This window comes from Halorubrum sp. 48-1-W, from assembly GCF_003287355.1.
Lineage (GTDB): Archaea > Halobacteriota > Halobacteria > Halobacteriales > Haloferacaceae > Halorubrum.
The window spans coordinates 37,655-54,767 of record NZ_QMIM01000032.1; the positions used below are offsets into that span (position 1 = coordinate 37,655).

Genomic DNA, 17,113 nt, shown 5'->3' on the forward strand with positions numbered 1-17,113 from the left:
CCGCGAACGGGTCGACGATCTCATTTCGAGGATCTCGACGCCGTCACCGAAAATCGTCGGTCGACTCGCGTTCAATCGGTGAGTAGTTTCGGGTTGATCGACGTCGAGACGCGTACGAGCGGAGCGGCCGACCCGACTCATCCGAACAGCGCGTTGAGGTACACCCACCGGTCCCTCGGACCGGTTCGAGCGCGGAGACGACGGGGACGCCGATCAGGGCGGCGAGGACGACGAGCAACGAATCGAGCGTCGATCGGGTCTCGGCCCGGATTCGCTCGGAGTCGGCGGGCCAGCCGAGCAGTGACGAGGGCGCGTCGTCCCCCGTCTGGAGGGCCCCACGGGATAGCCTCCCGGGTGAACGCCGATGACGCCGGACGAACCCTCCGACACTCCACACGATACTGGGATCGGTCGAGCACGGGTCGACGGTGGACGGATCGGTCGACAGTTGGTGACGAAACGGAACGTGCTCCGTCTGTTGTTCCTGCTTTTGCTCCTCGTCCCCGTCGTCGATTACCTGACGAGCCTGTGAGTTCGACGACCCGCCCGTCGGCGCGTGCGAGTTCGAGCGAGCGACCGCGTTCCGTCACTCCTCGTCGAGGTCGGCACCCAACCGGTTCCGGTTCGTCTCCCGGAGGTAGACAGCCGACGATAGCAGGAACGCGGAGACGATGAATCCCAGGAGGACGGCCACCGGGATCGAGTCGAACGGCGGGAGCGCGAGTGCCTCCATCACGAGGACAGCGGCACAGCCGAGCGAGAGCCCGAGGAAGTAGTAACTCCAGGGGATCCGGCTCTCGGGGACGGGCTCGAGGTAGAACTCCACCTGCCGGGCCCGTTCGGTGAGTTCGACCCGGCCGGACTCGTCGTCGTAGCGGATCACGTCGCGATCCTCGAGCATGGGGAGGTGCGTCTGTGTCAGGCCGGCGTACACCCGTTTGCGTTGCGTCGCGACGAGTTCCTCGGCCGGCACGTCGTTCTCGCGTATCGCCACGTACTCCAGGAGGTCCTCGAACGCGACCGGACCGCCGTCGTGTGCCTTCAGGTAGCTGAGGACGTGCCGTCGCCGTTCGTTACGGAGGATCTCGAAGACCGTTTCGCGGGACAGCGTCTCCTCGGTAGCCGCGGATCGGTCCAGACGACGGCGGAGCGGACGCATCCTCGATCACGCCGGTCGGGGTGTTCGGTGAACGTCGTTTCGGCGGGTTCGGTACGTGTGGACGCCCGAGGAGACGAGAAACGCCATGACGACGACCGCCGCGGCGGACAAACAGACGGCACCGCCGGTCGTGTCGACGAGCACCGCTGCGAAAGAGAGCACCGCCGCGAGCAGTGAGAGCCCGAGATAGTACTGTGCCCAGGGGATCTCGTGTTCGGGGACGTAATCGAGGTAGAGCTGGACGTCCTCCAGCCGTTCGGTCGGCTGTAACTCGCCGCGCCGACGGTCGTACTCGATCACCCCGGACTCGTCGAGTTTCGGGAGGTGTGTCTGTCGAAGCGCCGTATACACACGCTTTCGGTCCGCGTAGTCGGTCTCGACGATCTCCTTGTCGTTCTCCCAGGCGGCGATCGTCTCGACCATCTCGCCGAGATGGAGCGACTCCTCCGGCGACTCCCGAATGTACTCGAGCACGTATCGCCGCCGCTCGTTACAGAGGACGTCGAAGATCTCCTCGCGTGTCGGCCCCTCCGACCCGCTCTGACCGTCGTCTGTGGGGTCCATCGGCTCATCGGTTGCGCCGAGTTCGGTGGAGCCCCCCACCAACCCGGGGAGTACAGAAGACGCTTACAAAAAACTAATTAATTTCACATTAGTCAGACAATGAATCGTGTTAAGCAGCGCCGATCGGTGACGTGTCGAACACGCGAGCGGTCACGAGACCGTCTCGAATGCTACCGAGGAGCCGTCGATAGACGATTCGAAGTAGACGGATCGAACAGGGGTATACAAATCAATTATCCGAGAATAAATCTGATGGATGGAAAACGTTAATATGTGACGTGTTCTCTTCAGGCGTGATGGCACCGAGGTCGATTCCACGGATAGTGGGTGTTCGCGGGTCCGCTGTAGGGTCATACGGGAACGGAGACGCACCCGTCGATTCGACTTCCCGTAACGAGCGCTTAACTGTACGGCCGAAACGGCCTTTCCGCCTACCGGACGAGACCGATCCGACGTGGTCGGACCGATCGGACCCGACGGGCGAAAGGGAGACGAGTACCCCAAAATGAACCAGATATCAGCGGAAATAGAGAACCTCCGGGACGGCGACCGCGACGGATCGGCGGACGGTGATCCGAACCAGATCTCGACCGACGAGGTGTTCGCGCTCTTGAGCAACGAACGACGTAGACATGTCCTTCGGTTCCTCTCGGAGAACGGCGGCGAGATCAAGCTCCGCGAACTGGCGGCGGCCATCGCCGCCGAGGAGAACGGCGTCGATCCGGCGGAGGTGACCTACACACAGCGGAAGCGGCTCTACACCTCGCTGTACCAGTCACACCTCCCGCGGATGGAACGGAGCGGCGTGGTCGAGTACGACCGGAACAGCGGACTGGTGACGCTGTCGGCGTCGGCGGACAGCTTCGACGCGTACCTCGAGGTGGTCGACGAAAACGGGTTCACCTGGTCGGAGTTCTACCTCGGGTTGACGGCGCTCTTCGCCGCGATCACCCTAGCGTACGCCACCGGAACGCCCCCGTTCGACGTGTTCGACCCGGCCGTCGTGATGGCTGTGATGACCTTCCTCCTGCTCGTCTCAGCGGTCGCTCACGTGCGGTACACGCGCGATCGGCGACTGTAGGCGCGCGGGACACGACGGTAATTTCACGGTTCCGGCCGCCGTTGGATCCCCATGGAACTGTTCTGGCATCGACGGGACCTCCGGGTCGCCGACAACGTCGGGCTCGCTGTCGCGGCCGACCGTGACACGGTCGCGCCGATCTTCGTCTTCGACCCCGACGTGCTCGCACACGCGAGCGACGTTCGCGTGCGACGCCTCCTCGACGGGCTGACTGCGCTCCGAGACGCCTACCGCGACCGCGGGAGCGACCTCCTCGTCGCCCACGGCGAGCCGGCGAGCGTCCTCCCGGCCGTCGCAGCCGGCCTCGACGCCGAACGCGTGGTCTGGAACCGGGACTACTCGGGGCTGGCTCGCGAGCGCGACGCGGCGGTGCGACGCGTGCTCGACGAGGTTGGGATAGCCCGCGAGGCCCACCAAGACAGGGTATTGCACACGCCCGACGCGATCCGGACGAACGCGGGCGACCCCTACTCCGTGTACTCCTACTACTGGAAGAAGTGGCGGGACCGCGGGAAGGACGCGCCGGTCCGGACGCCCGAGGCAGTGGACCTGGTCGACGCCTCGGTCCTCGTCGACTCCACAGCCCGCCTCGAATCGACGGGGTCCGACGAGACGGCGGGTCACGTCGAGGTCGACGTCGGCGATCTCCCGACGCCCGACTCCCTCGGGTTCGCCGAGCCGGACGCCGCGGTCGGTCCCGCCGGAACGGAGGCGGCGAGAGAGCGGCTCGACGCGTTTCTCGAAGACGACGTCTTCCGCTACGGGGACGATCGCGACTACCCCGCCAGGCGGGTGACCTCACGGCTCTCGACGTTCCTGAAGTACGGCGAGATCGGGATCCGGGAGGTGTACGCCGCCACGGAGGAGGCGATGACTGCCGCAGCGGACCGACCCGACGAGGACGCCGAGGGAAGCGTCGAGGAGTTCCAGGCACAGCTCGCGTGGGGGGAGTTCTACACGCAGGTGCTGTTTCACAACCCCGAGGTCGTCACCGAGAACTACAAGACGTACGAGGCGGGGATCGACTGGCGCGACGATCCCGAGGAGATCACGGCCTGGAAGCGCGGCGAGACGGGGTATCCGATCGTCGACGCCGGGATGCGCCAGCTCCGCGAGGAGGCGTACGTCCACAACCGCGTCCGAATGATCGTCGCCTCCTTCCTCACGAAGGACCTGCTCGCGGACTGGCGGCACGGCTACGACCACTTCCGTGAGACGCTGGCCGACCACGAGACCGGAAACGACAACGGCGGGTGGCAGTGGGCGGCCTCGACCGGGACCGACGCACAGCCGTACTTCCGGATCTTCAACCCGATGACACAGGGCGAGCGCTACGACCCGGACGCCGAGTACATCGCCGAGTACGTTCCCGAACTGCGCGGCGTCGACCCGGCGGTCGTCCACGGGTGGCACGAGTGCTCGCCGACCCAGCGGGCGAACGCGGCACCCGACTACCCCGACCCGATCGTCGACCACGCTGTCCGCCGTGAGGAGGCACTGACGATGTACAAGCGCGCCCGCGGCGAGGACCCCGACGAGTAGGACTGGGCGCAAACGCCGACCGGAGAACCGAACGGATTCGAGGCCCCCGTGGGTCGCCGGAGTTTATCACACCGGGGCGACACTCGTAGCCATGACCGACGAGCGACGACCCGGACCGGCGGGAGACGGGCGGTTCGAGACGAGGGAGGTCCACGCGAGCGCGAGAACCGACAAGTACGGCGCGCTCGCGACGCCGATTTACGCCAACTCGACCTACGAGTACGACACGATGGACGGGCCGCGCGGGGGCCACCGGTACTCGCGGATCTCGGGGCCGACGAGGGACGAACTGGAGCGGGCGTTCGCCGACTTGGAGGGCGCCGACCACGCGAGCGCGTTCGCCAGCGGCATGGCCGCCATCGACGCGGTGTGTTCGCTGTTATCCGGCGATGACCACGTCGTCGTGGGCGAGAGCGTCTACGCCGAAACCCACGAACTGCTGACCAGGATCTACGCCGACTACGGGATCGAGACGACGGTGGTCGACTCGACCGACCCGGACGCGGTCGCCGACGCCTTACGGCCGGAGACCGCGATGGTCTACGCCGAGACGCCGACGAACCCGACGCTCCGGATCGTGGACATCGAGGCGACCGCAACCGTCGTCGACGGCCACCCCGGCGACCCCCTCCTCGTCGTCGACAACACCTTCGCGTCGCCGTACCTCCAGCGGCCGCTCGAGCACGGCGCGGACCTCGTCGTCGAGTCGCTCACCAAGTACGTCGGCGGCCACTCCGACGTGGTCGCCGGCGCGGTCGCGACCCGCGACGACGACCTCGCCGAGGAGATCGCCTACTACGGATACGCCCGCGGGGGGACGCCGGGGCCCTTCGCGTGCTTCCTGGCGCTTCGCGGGATCAAGACGCTCTCGGCACGGATGGAGCGTCACTGCCGGAACGCGACGGCGGTGGCGGCGCTTTGCGACGGCCACGACGCGGTCGAGCGGGTGTACTATCCGGGCTTGGCCTCGCACCCGAACCACGGAGTCGCCCGCGCGCAGATGGCCGACTTCGGCGGGATGGTGAGCGTCGACCTCGCCGGCGGACGGGAGGCGGCCGCCGCCTTCGCCGCCGACCTCGACGTGTTCGTCCTCGCGGAGAGCCTCGGCGGGGTCGAGAGCCTGGCCGAACACCCGGCGACGATGACTCACCAGGACTTCTCGCGGGAGCAGTTGGAACGGGCGGGGATCCCGCCGGGACTCGTCCGGCTCAGCGTCGGTACCGAACACCGCGACGACCTGCTCCGTGACGTCGAGGGTTCACTCGACGCGCTCGACGCGTGAAACTCGACGCGCTCGACGCGTGAAACTCGACGCGCTCGAAACCCGAACGGGTCGTCACAATCCCTCGAGCGTCCCCCGATCGACCGCCTCGGCGTCCAACGGCTCCCCGCCGTACTCGTCGACGAACGCCTCGACGTCGGCCGCTTCGCTGAACGGGATCAGCTCCGGGCCCATCGAACCGACGACGTCGCTGTCGGCGATCACCGTGAGCTCGGTCGACCGCGAGAACGCCGACGACTCGACGTGCGAGGAGAACATGACGTCGGAGCCCTCCTCGAAGACCTCCTGGTCGACGAGCGAGTAGTCCGTGAGGAAGGTCACGAGCGGGTCGCGGCCGGCGTCTTCGGCGTCGAACCGGTAGGTGTACGTACAGACGCTGCTACAGAAGTGCGCCGGCCTGCCGCCCTCTGGTTCGTCGTCCGCGAAGTGGACCTGCCCGACCGGACCGGGGTGGTCCCGGACGATCATCCCGCACTCGTCACAGGCTCGCTCCCCGTCGAGCGAGATCGGCTCGATCGAGTCCCGGTCGCCGTCCCCGCCGGCGCCCAGACAGCCCGCGAGCACGAACGGAACGCCGCCCGCGATCCCACCCAGAACCCGTCGCCGAGACGCCGTCGATGAGGTACGTTCCTTCATCGGTTAGACGTTCGTATTCGGCCGTCTTAGCCCCTCGGAACGGATCCGCTCCCCCGTTCGAGGAACGAACCAGATCGGCTATAACTCGGGGAATCGAACCGACAACGTGGCGCTCATCGACCCCTATGGCGACCGGTTCCGACGGCTTCTGGTCGCGGTCGCGGTCCTCGCGATCCTCGGTGGGATCGCGACGGCCGGCGCGTACGCGGCGGACCCCTCGACGGCGACCCCCGATCCCGTCGCCTACGACGACACCGTCGAACTCGGGCTCTCCTCGGAGACGGACGAGCTGATGGCGGGGTCGGCACGGGTCCCCCGCCTCCAGGTGTTCTACTCGCAGCTCCAGTACGTGGTCGGCTACAACGGGGTCGAGTCCTTCGTGGCGACTATCGACGACGGGCGGACGGAACGCCAGTTCGGCTACCCGCTCGTCGTCTACGTCGAGACGTTCGACGGGGGGAACCCGGGAGTGACGGACGACGGCCGCTTCGAGGCCGAGCGATCGACCGACTGGATCCCCGCGAACGAGGCGTCCTACGTCGTCGATAGCACGGCTCGAAGCCCCGCCGGCGAGACTGTCGTGCCGTTCGCGGAGCGGACGAACGCCGAGGCGTTCACGGCCGAACACGGCGGACACGTCCTCGATTGGGCGGCCGTTCGGGAACGGTCGTTCGACGTCGATTCCCCGGCGACCGTGCGCTCGATGGCGCCGGAACGCTGGGCTGAGGCCGACCGTCGGATCGCCGACGCGGAGACGTCGGCGACCGGCCAGTCCAGCAACGAGGTCGTCGTCGGCCGGGACGCGCCGACGATCGGTACAGCGATCGAGGCGGCGCCGCCGAACGCGACCGTCGTCGTCCCCGCGGGGACCTACGAGGAGACGGTCGTGGTGAACGAGTCGGTCACGATCGTTGGCGACGGGGCGCGCATCCGCGGCGACGGGAACGGCTCGGTCCTCACGGTCCGCGCGTCGAACGTGACGCTCTCCGGCCTAACCGTCGACGGCGTCGGCAACGAGACCCGCGACCCCGAAGCCGCACGCGAGTCGGCGGGCGGGGACGACGACGAGGGGTGGGACACGAACATCCAGCTCGGGTACGGCCACGGCGACGCGGGGATCCGCGCGATCGACGCGCCGGGCCTCCTCGTCGACGACGTTACCGTGGAGACGAACGCGAGCGGCGTGCTTCTCCGGGACGGCTCGGACGCGGTGATCCGCGACCTGCGCGTCGACGGCAGCGACGACTGGCGCGACGGGTTCATGGGCGTGGTCGGGATCGAGTCGCGCGTGACCGTCACCGACAGCCGGTTCGAGGGGGGACGCGACGGGGTCTACCTCCACCGCGCCGACGGGTCGGTGGTCCGGAACTCGACGTTCGTCGGCAATCGGTACGGGACCCATCTCATGTACACCGGGGACGCCCTGATCGCGGACAACCGCTTCCGGAACGCCGAGTTCGGCGGGATCACCGTGATGACCCGGCCGTCCGGGAACGCTATCGTCGGCAACGACGTGCGCGACTCCGGCGCGGGGATCCAGGCGTCCGGCACGCGGGCGTACGTCGGCTACAACACCCTCGCGAACGGCCGGCTCGGGTTCTCGACCAGCTCCCGCGGATCGCTGTACGAACACAACGTAGCCGTCGACAACGAGGTGGGCGCACACGCGACCACGGTGGTCCCCTCGAGCCGGGTGGTCGCGAACGACTTCGTCGGCAACGACCGTCACGCGAAGGCCGGCGCCGGCGCACTACGGGTCTGGGCCGATGACGGCCGCGGGAACCACTGGGAGGGGGCGAACGTCGGGCTCCACGAGCCCGGCGAACGTGCCTACCGCCCGACCGAACCGGTCGACGCCGTCCTTCACCACGAGACCGCGGCGGCGGCGGTTCGGGAGTCGCCGGGTGCCGTCCTCCTCGACCGACTCCACGGAACCGTTCCCGGCGCTCGATCCGGGAGCGTCGTCGACCCGTCGCCGGCGCCGGAGCCATACGCCCCCGAACGGATCGCCGCAGCGAGGGACCCGGACTCCGCGGTCCACCCGGACTGGCGGCGTGAACTCGGATCGACGAGCCCTCGACGGGGAGCCCTCGACGGGGGTTCGACGACAGGAGCTACCGACACGATGAACCCACACTATCGGCACACGACGGAGGCGACGGACGTGACCGAAGACCGGCGATCGACGATCCGGCTTCGAACCACCGACGCGGAGGGGATCCGATGACCGACGCTGTGGTCGCGGAGCTGACGGACGTCTCGCGGACCTACGGCGGGATCGCGGTCCTCGAGGGGGTCTCGCTCGCCGTTCGTCCCGGCGTGACGGCCGTGATCGGCCCGAACGGGTCGGGGAAGTCGACCCTGCTCGGTATCCTGTCCGGGGCGGTCGAGCCGACCGACGGTCGGATGCGGTACGTCGGGCCCGAGGCCCCTAGGCCGATCGGCTATCTCCCACAACGGGTCCCGTTCCGTGAGGAGTTCACCGCTCGCGAAACGCTCACGTTCTACACCCGGCTCGTCGCCTTCGACGCCGACGGCCCCGAAGATCGCATCGGCGCGCGAGGGGACGCGCCCGACCCGGAGGAAGCCCTCGAGCGGGTCGGCCTCTCGGACGCGGGTGGCAAACGGGTCGGGGCGCTCTCCGGCGGGATGCGTCGCCTGCTCGGGATCGCACAGGCCACCGTCGGCGACCCGCCGCTCGTCGTGCTCGACGAGCCGGCGAGCGGCCTCGATCCGGGCATGCGCGAGCGGGCGTTCCGGACCACAGCCGATGCGTCCGGCAACGGGACCGCCGTCGTCGTGAGCTCACACGACCTGGAACTCGTAGACGAGTACGCGGACCGCGTCGTGGTCCTCGACCGCGGCCGGGTCCGCGCGGCGGGTCCCCGCGAGCGACTGTGTTCGAAACACGGCGTCGAGGACGTTTCCGGCCTCTATCGGGCGGTCGTCGCCGGCGACGCGACCGAAACGGCGGACGGGGACGAGGAGGAGCCGACCGCGGTTCACGTAACGGGGGTTTCGGAATGACGGGCACTCCCGGTGAAACGGGTGGCATCGAACGCCTTCGAGGTCACTTCCTCGTCGTCGCCGCGGTGTTCCGTCGCGAGCTCGCCACGGTGCTCCGAACGCCGGGCTACGGCGTGCTTCCCGTCGGACTCCTCGCTCTCCTCGGTGGCGTGATCGCCGTCGGGGGAGGTGCCGCGACCGGGTTCGTTCCCGCGGTCGTCGACCTGCTCCTCGTGACGGAGGTCGTGGTCCCGCTCGTCGCGTTCGTGCTGGGATATCGTGCGTTGCTGGTCGACGCCGAGACCGGCGAACTCGCCGTGATCCGGACGTATCCCGTCGCCGTCGCTGGCTACGTCGCCGGGGTGGTCCTCGCGCGTGTCCTCGCGTTCCTGGCGGTCGTCGTCGTGCCGTACGCGGCCATCGGTGGCGTCGTCTGGGCTACCGCCGCCCCCGACACGACGATCTTTGCGACCCACTCCGGGATCGACTCGCCGCTTCTGTACGTCAGGTTCCTCGGACTGCTCGTCCCGTTCGGCATGGCGTACCTCTCGCTCGCGACCGCGGTGTCGGCCGTCGTCTCGAGCAGACGTGCTGCGGTCGCCGTCGGCGTCCTCGCGTTCGTCGTCGCCGTGCTCGGCAGTGACCTCGCGATCCTGCGGGCGCTTGCGACCGGCACCGCCCCCTCGGCGATCCCCGGACTGCTCGCGCTCACCCCGAACGGCGCGTTCCGCGGCCTCGTCTTCGAAGGAGTGATCGGCGTGGCGTTCGCGCCGGACGGCGGATTCGTCGACGTCGGCCGGGCGGTCGGGTCGCTTCTCGTCTGGACCGTCAGCGGCGTCGCCGTCTCGACCGCGACGCTGGCGTACGGCGATCGGCTCGAAGTCGTCATCGAGGCCGTCCGGACGCGGATCGTCGACTGACCCGATCAATCCGGTGCGTTCGAGAGCGACCCTGGCGCGTACGCGTACACCGCATAGAGGACGGTCGCGGCGATCAGGAAGTCGAGACTGTGTGCGAGGAAGTGATGGATCGGCATCGGTACGTAGCCGAGGACGGTCCCCGCGCCGATGACCGACCGCACCAGGAGCGCCCCCACGGCGACGCTTATCAGCAGGTGTCTGCCGGTCCGGCGGCGGCCGTACGCGACCGCGCTCACCAGAAAGAGGACGCCCGTTCCGATCCCCGCCACGACGACGACGGCCAGTATCGGGAGCGAGCCCTCGACGCCCCATCCGGTCGCGGCCAGTAGCGCGGTCGGCGATACCATGCCTTCGAGTTGGACCCGATAGATTATAAAAAGCGAGGCGGAGGCGAGCCGGCGGGGGCCACAGCGTCGGTCGGTCCGCTCAGAGTTCGACGGTGTCGCCACGCTCCGCGACACGAAACCCTGCCGACTCCAGCTCCGCACGCGCGTCCGACGCCGGATCACAGAGCGGGTTCGTGTGGTTCAGGTGGGTGAACCGGACCTCGGTGTCGACGTCGGCGAGGGCGTTCATCGAGGACCGGACCGTCGGATGGGGGACGTCCTCGACGCGGTCGATCTCGTCCCCGCTCCAGAAGGTCCCGTCGAGCAGCGCGACGTCGACGTCGCGAACGAGGGATTCGGCGCGCGGCGTCAGCGAATCGACGTCGGTCATGTACAGGAGCGACCGATTCGGACCGTCGACTCGATACGCCAGCGTTCCCGTCGAGAGCGATTCGCGGTGGTCGACGCGGATCGGCGTGACCGACGTGGACTCGAGGTGGACGGCGGAGCCGTCGGTGATCGACCGGAGGTCGACGTGCCGGTCCGACACGAGCGAACGGAGCGGGTCGTTGTCCCGGATCACGTCACCGAGTCCGGGCGTCGCGTACACCGGGAGTCCGTCCGTGTCGGCCGACTCACTGCCGAAGTAGGGGAGCCCGGCCAGATGCCCGAGATGGGCGTGCGTCAGGAACACCCCGTCGGGGACGTCCGGTATCTGAAACCGGACGTCGGGCGTCGCGTCGAACAGGTACCGGCCGGCGTCCTCGAGCAGGACGGCGCTGGCGTAGCGCGTCGGTCGGGTCCCTTCGCGCGCGGACTCACAGGTGTCACACCGACACCCGAGGTGGGGAACGCCGGCGTCCTGGGCGGTGCCGAGTATCTCGACGGTGCTCACGGTACCCGTATGTACAGCGGCAGTGTATCAATGTGCTGGCGTGACGAAGGGACGGAACTACTCGATCGTTTGCCGACCGACGACGGTCTCCATCCGTAGTTCGTACAGGGAGAACTCGATCTCCTGGACCGTTTCGTCGAACAGCCGAAACGGCGGAAACCACTCGTTGAGCGTCGTCTCGTCGACGTCGCCTTCCCACTCGCTAACCGATCCACGAATATGAATACTCCACGACTCGTCCGTCGATGCGTCATAACACACGAACGTGGCCGTCTCGGTCGTCCGTAGGAACCGTCCCTTCTCGCTGTCGTCGTCGTGTTCGCTCACCCGGAGGAGAAACCGATCGCCGTCGTAGTGGTAGCTCAGCGGGACCGCGTACGCGTCGTTCTCGTCCGCCAACCCGAGAACGCCGTGTTCGCCCGCTCGCAACCGGTCGTCGACGTCGGATTCGTTCATACCGCCGGTGTACACGTATTCGACGTGGTCCATGTCCAAGGGCACGCGACGAACCGTGAAATAGGCTCGCTGGCGTCGGACCGGGTTGACGCGGCGCTCAGAAACGACGCCATGCCGATCCGAACCCCCGACCGCTCCGGGCGGGGACTCCCTCCCAGCGAGAGGGAACACACGAGCGGTTTTTACCCGCCGCTCTGGTAGCGCCGATACCGACCATGTCGGACACCAGAACCAGGGTACTGAGCCACGTCCGGGAAACCCCGGGCGTCCACTTCAACCGGGTGAGTCGAGAGCTCGACATCGCCACGGGGCAGGCGCAGTACCACCTCCGGCGGCTCGTCCGCGACGACGAGATCGCCGTCGAACGCGTCGCCGGGCGCGCCCACTACTTCGATCCGTCGTTCGACCCCTGGGAACGGCGGGCGATCGCGTTCCTCCGCCGGGAGACCGCGAGGGGGATCCTCCTCCGGCTTCACGCGGAGGGACCGACACGACCGGCAACGCTCACAGCCGACCTCGAGCTCGCGCGGAGCACGATCTCTTGGCACGTCTCGAACCTCGTCGACGCCGGGATCGTCGAGAAGTCCGTGGACCGGCCGATGACGGTCGCGTTGGCACGCCCCGAACGGACCGCGGAACTGCTTGACGTCGTCTCGCCGTCGCTTCCCGACCGGATCGTCGACCGGTTCGTCCGGACCGTCGACAGCCTCTTCGAGTGATCCGTCCGATCCTCCCGGTTTCCGTCGGGTGGCTCACCCGTTCGTCGATCACACCAGATCGGTTAGGGACGACCGTCCGGAACGTCGAGCATGCGCGCGCTCCCGGTCGCGTTCGGTTCCGGACCGGCCCGAACGTGGCTCGACACCGTTCCGACGACCGCCACGACGACGTGTGAACCGGCCGGGTCCCTCCACTCGACCGAGCCGTTGAGCCTCGCCGTGTTCCTCCTCATCGGACTGCTCGGCGGGGCGCACTGTCTCGGCATGTGCGGGCCGCTCGTCACCACGTACGCCGACCGGATGCGGGAGGAAGGGCGCCGCAGCGACGACCTCACCGTTCGACAGGTCCGGCAGCACGCGCTGTTCAACCTCGGTCGAACGGCGAGCTACGCGGCGATCGGGGGGCTGTTCGGGACTGCTGGCAGCATCGCGTTCGTCAGCGGTCGAACCGTTACGACGCTCGCTACCGAGGTCCACGCGCTCACGGGGATCCTCGTCGGCGGGGTCATCGTCGCGCTCGGTGTTCGGTACGCGCTCCGGTTGGAACTCCACTCGCTACCGGTTCCCGGTGTCGATCGCCTCTCCGGGGTCGTCACTGGACGGATCGTCCCGCGCGTCGACGCGTGGGTCGGCGACTGGCGGATACTCGGACTCGGTTCTGCTCACGGCCTGCTCCCGTGTCCCCTGTTGTACCCGGCGTTCCTCTACGCGTTCGTCCAGGGAAGCACGGCCGGCGGCGTCGTCGCGCTCGGGACGCTCGGCGTCGGAACCGTTCCGGCGATGTTCCTCTTCGGGACGGTGTTTCAATCCGTGAGCACCGAGGCCCGGATCCGGCTTCACCGGGTCCTCGGCGTGGCGTTCGTCGTCCTCGGCTACGTGCCGCTCCAACACGGGCTGGCGACGCTCGGCGTGCCGCTCCCTCACCCGCCGATCCCGTACTACACGCCGTTTTGACCGGACGACTGTCGGCTGTGGACCATGTACGTTCGCCTCGGCCCGGTCGAACCCGGTTCGTTCTGGCACTGTCGAACCCGGTTCGTTCGAGTATCGCACCAGACCGGTTATGGCCAGGCCGTCCGTCGGATCCGACATGAGACGCCGAGCGTTGCTCGGGGGGTTCGCGGCGACCGCGATGGGGTCCGTCGCCGGCTGTACGACGGCACTGTTGAACGACGAGCCCGACGGAGTCGTCCTCGAACCCCAGGAGGACCAACTCGCCGACTCCGAGGACCTCGCGTATCCCGCCTACGGCCAGCCGCTCCCCGAGTTCGAACTCCGAGCGCCGCTCTCCGACGAGACGATCGACAGCGCGTCGCTCGACCGGACCGCGGTCGTCACGGCGGTGTTCACATCGTGTCCCGCGGAGTGCGGGATACTGCTTCGTCGCCTCGTCGGGGTTCAACGGCGCGTCGCCGAGTCGGGGCTGACCGATTCGACCGTCTTCCTCCCGATCACGTTCGATCCCGAGCGCGACGACGAGCGGGCGCTCCGCGAGAACGCCGAGTCGCTCGGCGTCGATCTGGAGGCAGGAAACTGGCACTACCTGCGGCCGTCGTCGCCCGATCGAGCCAAGGACGTCGTCGAGGACCGCCTCGGGATCGGCTTCGAGCGGACGACGGAGAGTGACCGTCTCGAGGGATACGACTTCAATCACGCCGTGGTAACGTTGCTCGCCAACCCGGACGGGATCGTCGAGCGAGCCTACCGCGGCGAGCGCGTCGATCGGGAGCGGGTCGTCGACGACATCGCCGCGGTCGCCGAGGCGTTCTCGACCGACCAGGGAGACTGAGCGAACGAGCCGTCGACCGGCTTCGCTCAGTCGAGGCCGGCGAGCAGTTTCGCGTAGAACGCGTCCTGCTCGCTCTGTGCGGTGGTCCCGTCGTCCTCATCGTAGTCCAGCCACCGGAGCACGACGACGACGTCGTGTTCGGGGTCGACCCAGACGGTGTTCTGTCCGTGCCCGAGCGCGGCGTACGCCGATTCTGGTGCGCTCGGCCACAGCGCCCGGTTCGTGTTGAGCCACCACAGGTATCCGTAGTTCTCGTTCAGGTCACACGGCTCGGTCGACGCGTCGACCCACGCTTCCGAGACCGCCCGTGTCCCGTCCCACACCCCGCCGTTGAGATACAACAACCCGACCCGGGCGAGGTCGCGGGCGGAGATCCACAGTCCGCCACCCCAGTGTCCCCCGCCGGAGACGCTCCGCATGGCCATCCCGTCGACGCTGACCATCGAGTTGTGGTAGCCGTGCCACTCCCACGTGTCGGTCGCGCCGACGGGTTCCATGACGTTCTCCGCGAGGACCCGGGGGAGCGGACGGCCGAGTGTCCGGAGCAGCGACAGCGCGAGGCGGTTGATCCGCACGTCGTTGTACTCCCAGAACGTTCCCGGCTCTCGGAGCGCTCGCGTCTCCGATTTATCCAGCGCTGCGGCGTCCTTTCCGACCGCTCGGTTCCGATCGACGGCGTCGGGCTTACCGAAGAGCGTCCCCTCCCACTCGCTGGTCTGTTGAAGCAGGTGTCGCCATCGAATCTCCCGGTTCCGCTCGCTCTCGAAGCCGCCGTCGTCGACGTACTCGCGGAGGTGGTCGTCGACGTCATCGATCCGGCCACGGTCCCACGCGACGCCCGCCACCACGGAGAGGAAACTCTTCGCGACGCTGAAGGCCTGATCGACGCGGCGGGTATCACCCCACTCCGCGACGAGGTATCCGTCCTTGAGAACCATCCCGGCGGGACCACCGCGACGTGCGGGGTGCGGCCCGATCCGTCGCCCGTCGGCTCCCTCAGCCTCGTCCCACGTCTCGTAGTTCGCGAAGTCGTAGTTGATCCGCTCGTGTGGCGTCCCGTGGCGTTGGTGATAGCTCACTGCGCTCTCGACCGCCTCCGGGTCGAGCCCGACCGTTTCGGGGTCACGCCGTTCCCACTCCGTTCGGTCCGGAACGTACATGCCGCGTGTTCGGTCCCGGCCTCGCTTAGTCGTTCGTGTGGGGTGAGGATCGGACGGTATACGGTCCGACCACGTCGTCAGACGGTCCGGGTCCGACTCGTAATTTAATGTTCTCGAGGGACAACCGTGTGCTATGTCAACAGAGGAGTTACTCGAGTCGAGCGCGACGACGATGGGCGACGACCGGATCCGGGAGTTCCTGACCGAGCAGGGCGTCGGGACGCTCGCGCTCCCCGACGAGGTCGCCCCCTACCTCGTGCCGCTGTCGTTCGGGTACGACGGGGAGTCGGCGCTCTACTTCACGTTCCTGTTGTTCGGCGCCGAGAGCCGAAAGGAGACATTGAGCGACCGTGCCTCCGGCGCACGGTTCCTCGTGTACGACGCCCGATCGCCGCACGAGTGGCGGAGCGTGAGCCTCCGTGGACGGATCGAGCCGGTCGAGGAGGGCGACTGGGCCGACCTCCGAGAGGCGATGGAGAACGCCTGGCATCCGGACCTGTTCAGTTCCGCCGAGCCGATGCGGGGCGTTCGGGGCTACCGGTTCCGGATCGACGAGTGGACGGGGATCCGACAGGGCGGACCCTCGGAGTGAGCCCACCCGACGCGTCCGGGGACTCGCCTCCTCCGCCAGCGCGGCCGAAGGGACCTGCCGGAGGGGGAACACACATGCCTCGCGGTGCCCTCCTGCCCGTATGGACGTCGACGTGCTGCTGTACGACGGCTTCGACGAGCTCGACGGGGTCGGCCCGTACGAGGTGTTCGATTACGCGCTCGAGTACGCTGAGGAGGGGGAAGGGGACCGGGCCGGCAGGGTCCGCTACGTCACCCTCGAGGAGCGCGAGACGGTGACCGCGAGCCACGGGACCCGCGTCGGCATCGACGGCGTCCTCCCCGAGCCGGGCGACGGCAACGTTCCGGACCTCCTCGTCGTCCCGGGCGGCGGGTGGAACGCGCGCGACGAGACCGCGAGCGCGTGGGCGGAGGCGAACCGGGGGGCGATCCCGGCTGTGCTCGCCGACCACCACGAGGCCGGGACGCGGATCGCGAGCGTCTGTACCGGGTCGATGCTGCTCGCCGAGTCGGGCGTCACCGACGGCCGAAGAGCGGTCACCCACGCGGGTGCGGTCGACGAGCTCCGGGAGTCGGGCGCGAACGTGATCGACGCCCGCGTCGTCGACGACGGCGACCTCCTGACCGCGGGCGGGGTCACCTCGGGGCTCGACCTGGCGCTGTACGTCGTGGAACAGGAGTTCGGCGAGGAGATAGCCGAGCGCGTCGCGACCGTGATCGAGTACGAGCGTCGCTACGAGGTGGCGGGTCGCGACTGACGGTCCACCGGTTTCATGATCCACCGAATCCCCTGGATTCTGGTACCATCACCAACGGCGCAAAGCGCCTTTCGGACGACGTCGCTCGCGGACGCTCACTACAGATGAGTACGCTATCGATCCGCGGTGGCGTCGCCGGCGCTTCGCGCCGGCTTCAAGCGAGAGCTTCGCTCTCGCCCTGCGCCTCCGAGTGCCCCGATAGTGATGGTCGAAAATTTTGTAATATTTGAGCAAGAGTATGAGGTATGCC

Annotated in this window: 19 protein-coding genes; 12 read left to right on the forward strand and 7 right to left on the reverse strand. The window is 68.1% G+C overall.

Features of this window, described 5'->3' with window-relative positions:
- The first annotated feature begins 364 nt into the window (after positions 1–364).
- Entirely contained in the window at positions 365–532 is a 168-nt protein-coding gene (locus tag DQW50_RS17910; RefSeq protein ID WP_157964875.1) for a hypothetical protein, read from the forward strand.
- Between the two features lie 54 nt (positions 533–586).
- Here DQW50_RS17910 and DQW50_RS14155 read toward each other — a convergent pair whose 3' ends face one another.
- Together DQW50_RS14155 and DQW50_RS14160 are read right to left on the reverse strand one after the other, a co-directional pair.
- Positions 587–1,159 carry a hypothetical protein gene (locus DQW50_RS14155; protein ID WP_112079915.1) on the reverse strand — a complete coding sequence of 191 codons (573 nt, stop codon included), beginning with the start codon at positions 1,157–1,159 and terminating at the stop codon, positions 587–589.
- A gap of 6 nt (positions 1,160–1,165) precedes the next feature.
- The gene (locus tag DQW50_RS14160; protein ID WP_112079916.1) at positions 1,166–1,762 is read right to left on the reverse strand and encodes a hypothetical protein; all 597 of its coding nucleotides are present in this window, start codon (positions 1,760–1,762) and stop codon (positions 1,166–1,168) included.
- 466 nt (positions 1,763–2,228) lie between these two features.
- On the opposite strand from DQW50_RS14160, the gene DQW50_RS14165 reads away from it, so the two are divergent.
- From DQW50_RS14165 to DQW50_RS14175, 3 genes are all read left to right on the forward strand, one after another.
- A complete protein-coding gene (locus DQW50_RS14165) occupies positions 2,229–2,804 on the forward strand; it encodes a hypothetical protein (protein WP_127341340.1) in 576 nt (191 codons plus the stop codon).
- A gap of 51 nt (positions 2,805–2,855) precedes the next feature.
- Positions 2,856–4,346, forward strand: coding sequence for a deoxyribodipyrimidine photo-lyase (locus tag DQW50_RS14170; protein WP_112079918.1), 1,491 nt, complete (start codon positions 2,856–2,858; stop codon positions 4,344–4,346).
- 91 nt (positions 4,347–4,437) lie between these two features.
- Positions 4,438–5,628 carry a PLP-dependent aspartate aminotransferase family protein gene (locus tag DQW50_RS14175; RefSeq protein WP_112079919.1) on the forward strand — a complete coding sequence of 397 codons (1,191 nt, stop codon included), beginning with the start codon at positions 4,438–4,440 and terminating at the stop codon, positions 5,626–5,628.
- A gap of 54 nt (positions 5,629–5,682) precedes the next feature.
- Here DQW50_RS14175 and DQW50_RS14180 read toward each other — a convergent pair whose 3' ends face one another.
- Entirely contained in the window at positions 5,683–6,264 is a 582-nt protein-coding gene (locus DQW50_RS14180) for a nitrous oxide reductase accessory protein NosL (protein WP_112079920.1), read from the reverse strand.
- A gap of 106 nt (positions 6,265–6,370) precedes the next feature.
- Here DQW50_RS14180 and DQW50_RS14185 point away from each other — a divergent pair, with 106 nt between their 5' ends.
- The 3 genes from DQW50_RS14185 to DQW50_RS14195 are packed head-to-tail and all read left to right on the forward strand — an operon-like array spanning position 6,371 to position 10,190.
- Positions 6,371–8,491 carry a NosD domain-containing protein gene (locus DQW50_RS14185; protein WP_112079921.1) on the forward strand — a complete coding sequence of 707 codons (2,121 nt, stop codon included), beginning with the start codon at positions 6,371–6,373 and terminating at the stop codon, positions 8,489–8,491.
- Positions 8,488–9,291: an ABC transporter ATP-binding protein gene (locus DQW50_RS14190; protein WP_112079922.1), complete on the forward strand. Its 804-nt coding sequence runs from the start codon at positions 8,488–8,490 to the stop codon at positions 9,289–9,291. The genes DQW50_RS14185 and DQW50_RS14190 overlap by 4 nt, the downstream gene beginning before the upstream one ends.
- A complete protein-coding gene (locus DQW50_RS14195) occupies positions 9,288–10,190 on the forward strand; it encodes a copper ABC transporter permease (protein WP_112079923.1) in 903 nt (300 codons plus the stop codon). Before DQW50_RS14190 ends, DQW50_RS14195 begins: the two co-directional genes overlap by 4 nt.
- A 5-nt stretch (positions 10,191–10,195) precedes the next feature.
- Here the strand turns inward: DQW50_RS14195 and DQW50_RS14200 are convergent, their stop codons facing one another.
- From DQW50_RS14200 to DQW50_RS14210, 3 genes are all read right to left on the reverse strand, one after another.
- The gene (locus DQW50_RS14200) at positions 10,196–10,537 is read right to left on the reverse strand and encodes a hypothetical protein (RefSeq protein ID WP_112079924.1); all 342 of its coding nucleotides are present in this window, start codon (positions 10,535–10,537) and stop codon (positions 10,196–10,198) included.
- A 79-nt stretch (positions 10,538–10,616) separates the two neighbouring features.
- Positions 10,617–11,411, reverse strand: a complete 795-nt coding sequence (locus DQW50_RS14205; RefSeq protein ID WP_112079925.1) for an MBL fold metallo-hydrolase — start codon at positions 11,409–11,411, stop codon at positions 10,617–10,619.
- A 57-nt stretch (positions 11,412–11,468) separates the two neighbouring features.
- Positions 11,469–11,900: a pyridoxamine 5'-phosphate oxidase family protein gene (locus tag DQW50_RS14210; RefSeq protein ID WP_112079926.1), complete on the reverse strand. Its 432-nt coding sequence runs from the start codon at positions 11,898–11,900 to the stop codon at positions 11,469–11,471.
- 182 nt (positions 11,901–12,082) lie between these two features.
- Here DQW50_RS14210 and DQW50_RS14215 point away from each other — a divergent pair, with 182 nt between their 5' ends.
- The 3 genes from DQW50_RS14215 (at position 12,083) to DQW50_RS14225 (ending at position 14,375) form a co-directional block, all read left to right on the forward strand.
- Complete coding sequence (locus tag DQW50_RS14215) at positions 12,083–12,586, forward strand: helix-turn-helix domain-containing protein (RefSeq protein ID WP_112079927.1); 504 nt, start codon at positions 12,083–12,085, stop codon at positions 12,584–12,586.
- 90 nt (positions 12,587–12,676) lie between these two features.
- Positions 12,677–13,540: a sulfite exporter TauE/SafE family protein gene (locus DQW50_RS14220; RefSeq protein ID WP_112079928.1), complete on the forward strand. Its 864-nt coding sequence runs from the start codon at positions 12,677–12,679 to the stop codon at positions 13,538–13,540.
- Positions 13,541–13,676: 136 nt separating this feature from the next.
- Positions 13,677–14,375 carry an SCO family protein gene (locus DQW50_RS14225; RefSeq protein WP_112079929.1) on the forward strand — a complete coding sequence of 233 codons (699 nt, stop codon included), beginning with the start codon at positions 13,677–13,679 and terminating at the stop codon, positions 14,373–14,375.
- Between the two features lie 26 nt (positions 14,376–14,401).
- On the opposite strand, the gene DQW50_RS14230 is transcribed toward DQW50_RS14225, so the two are convergent.
- Complete coding sequence (locus DQW50_RS14230; RefSeq protein WP_112079930.1) at positions 14,402–15,535, reverse strand: serine hydrolase; 1,134 nt, start codon at positions 15,533–15,535, stop codon at positions 14,402–14,404.
- Between the two features lie 133 nt (positions 15,536–15,668).
- Between DQW50_RS14230 and DQW50_RS14235 the strand changes: the two genes are divergently transcribed.
- Together DQW50_RS14235 and DQW50_RS14240 are read left to right on the forward strand one after the other, a co-directional pair.
- Positions 15,669–16,127 (forward strand): pyridoxamine 5'-phosphate oxidase family protein, encoded by a 459-nt coding sequence (locus tag DQW50_RS14235; protein ID WP_112079931.1) that lies wholly within the window; start codon positions 15,669–15,671, stop codon positions 16,125–16,127.
- A 100-nt stretch (positions 16,128–16,227) separates the two neighbouring features.
- Entirely contained in the window at positions 16,228–16,863 is a 636-nt protein-coding gene (locus DQW50_RS14240; RefSeq protein WP_112079932.1) for a DJ-1/PfpI family protein, read from the forward strand.
- The last annotated feature ends 250 nt before the right edge of the window (positions 16,864–17,113 follow it).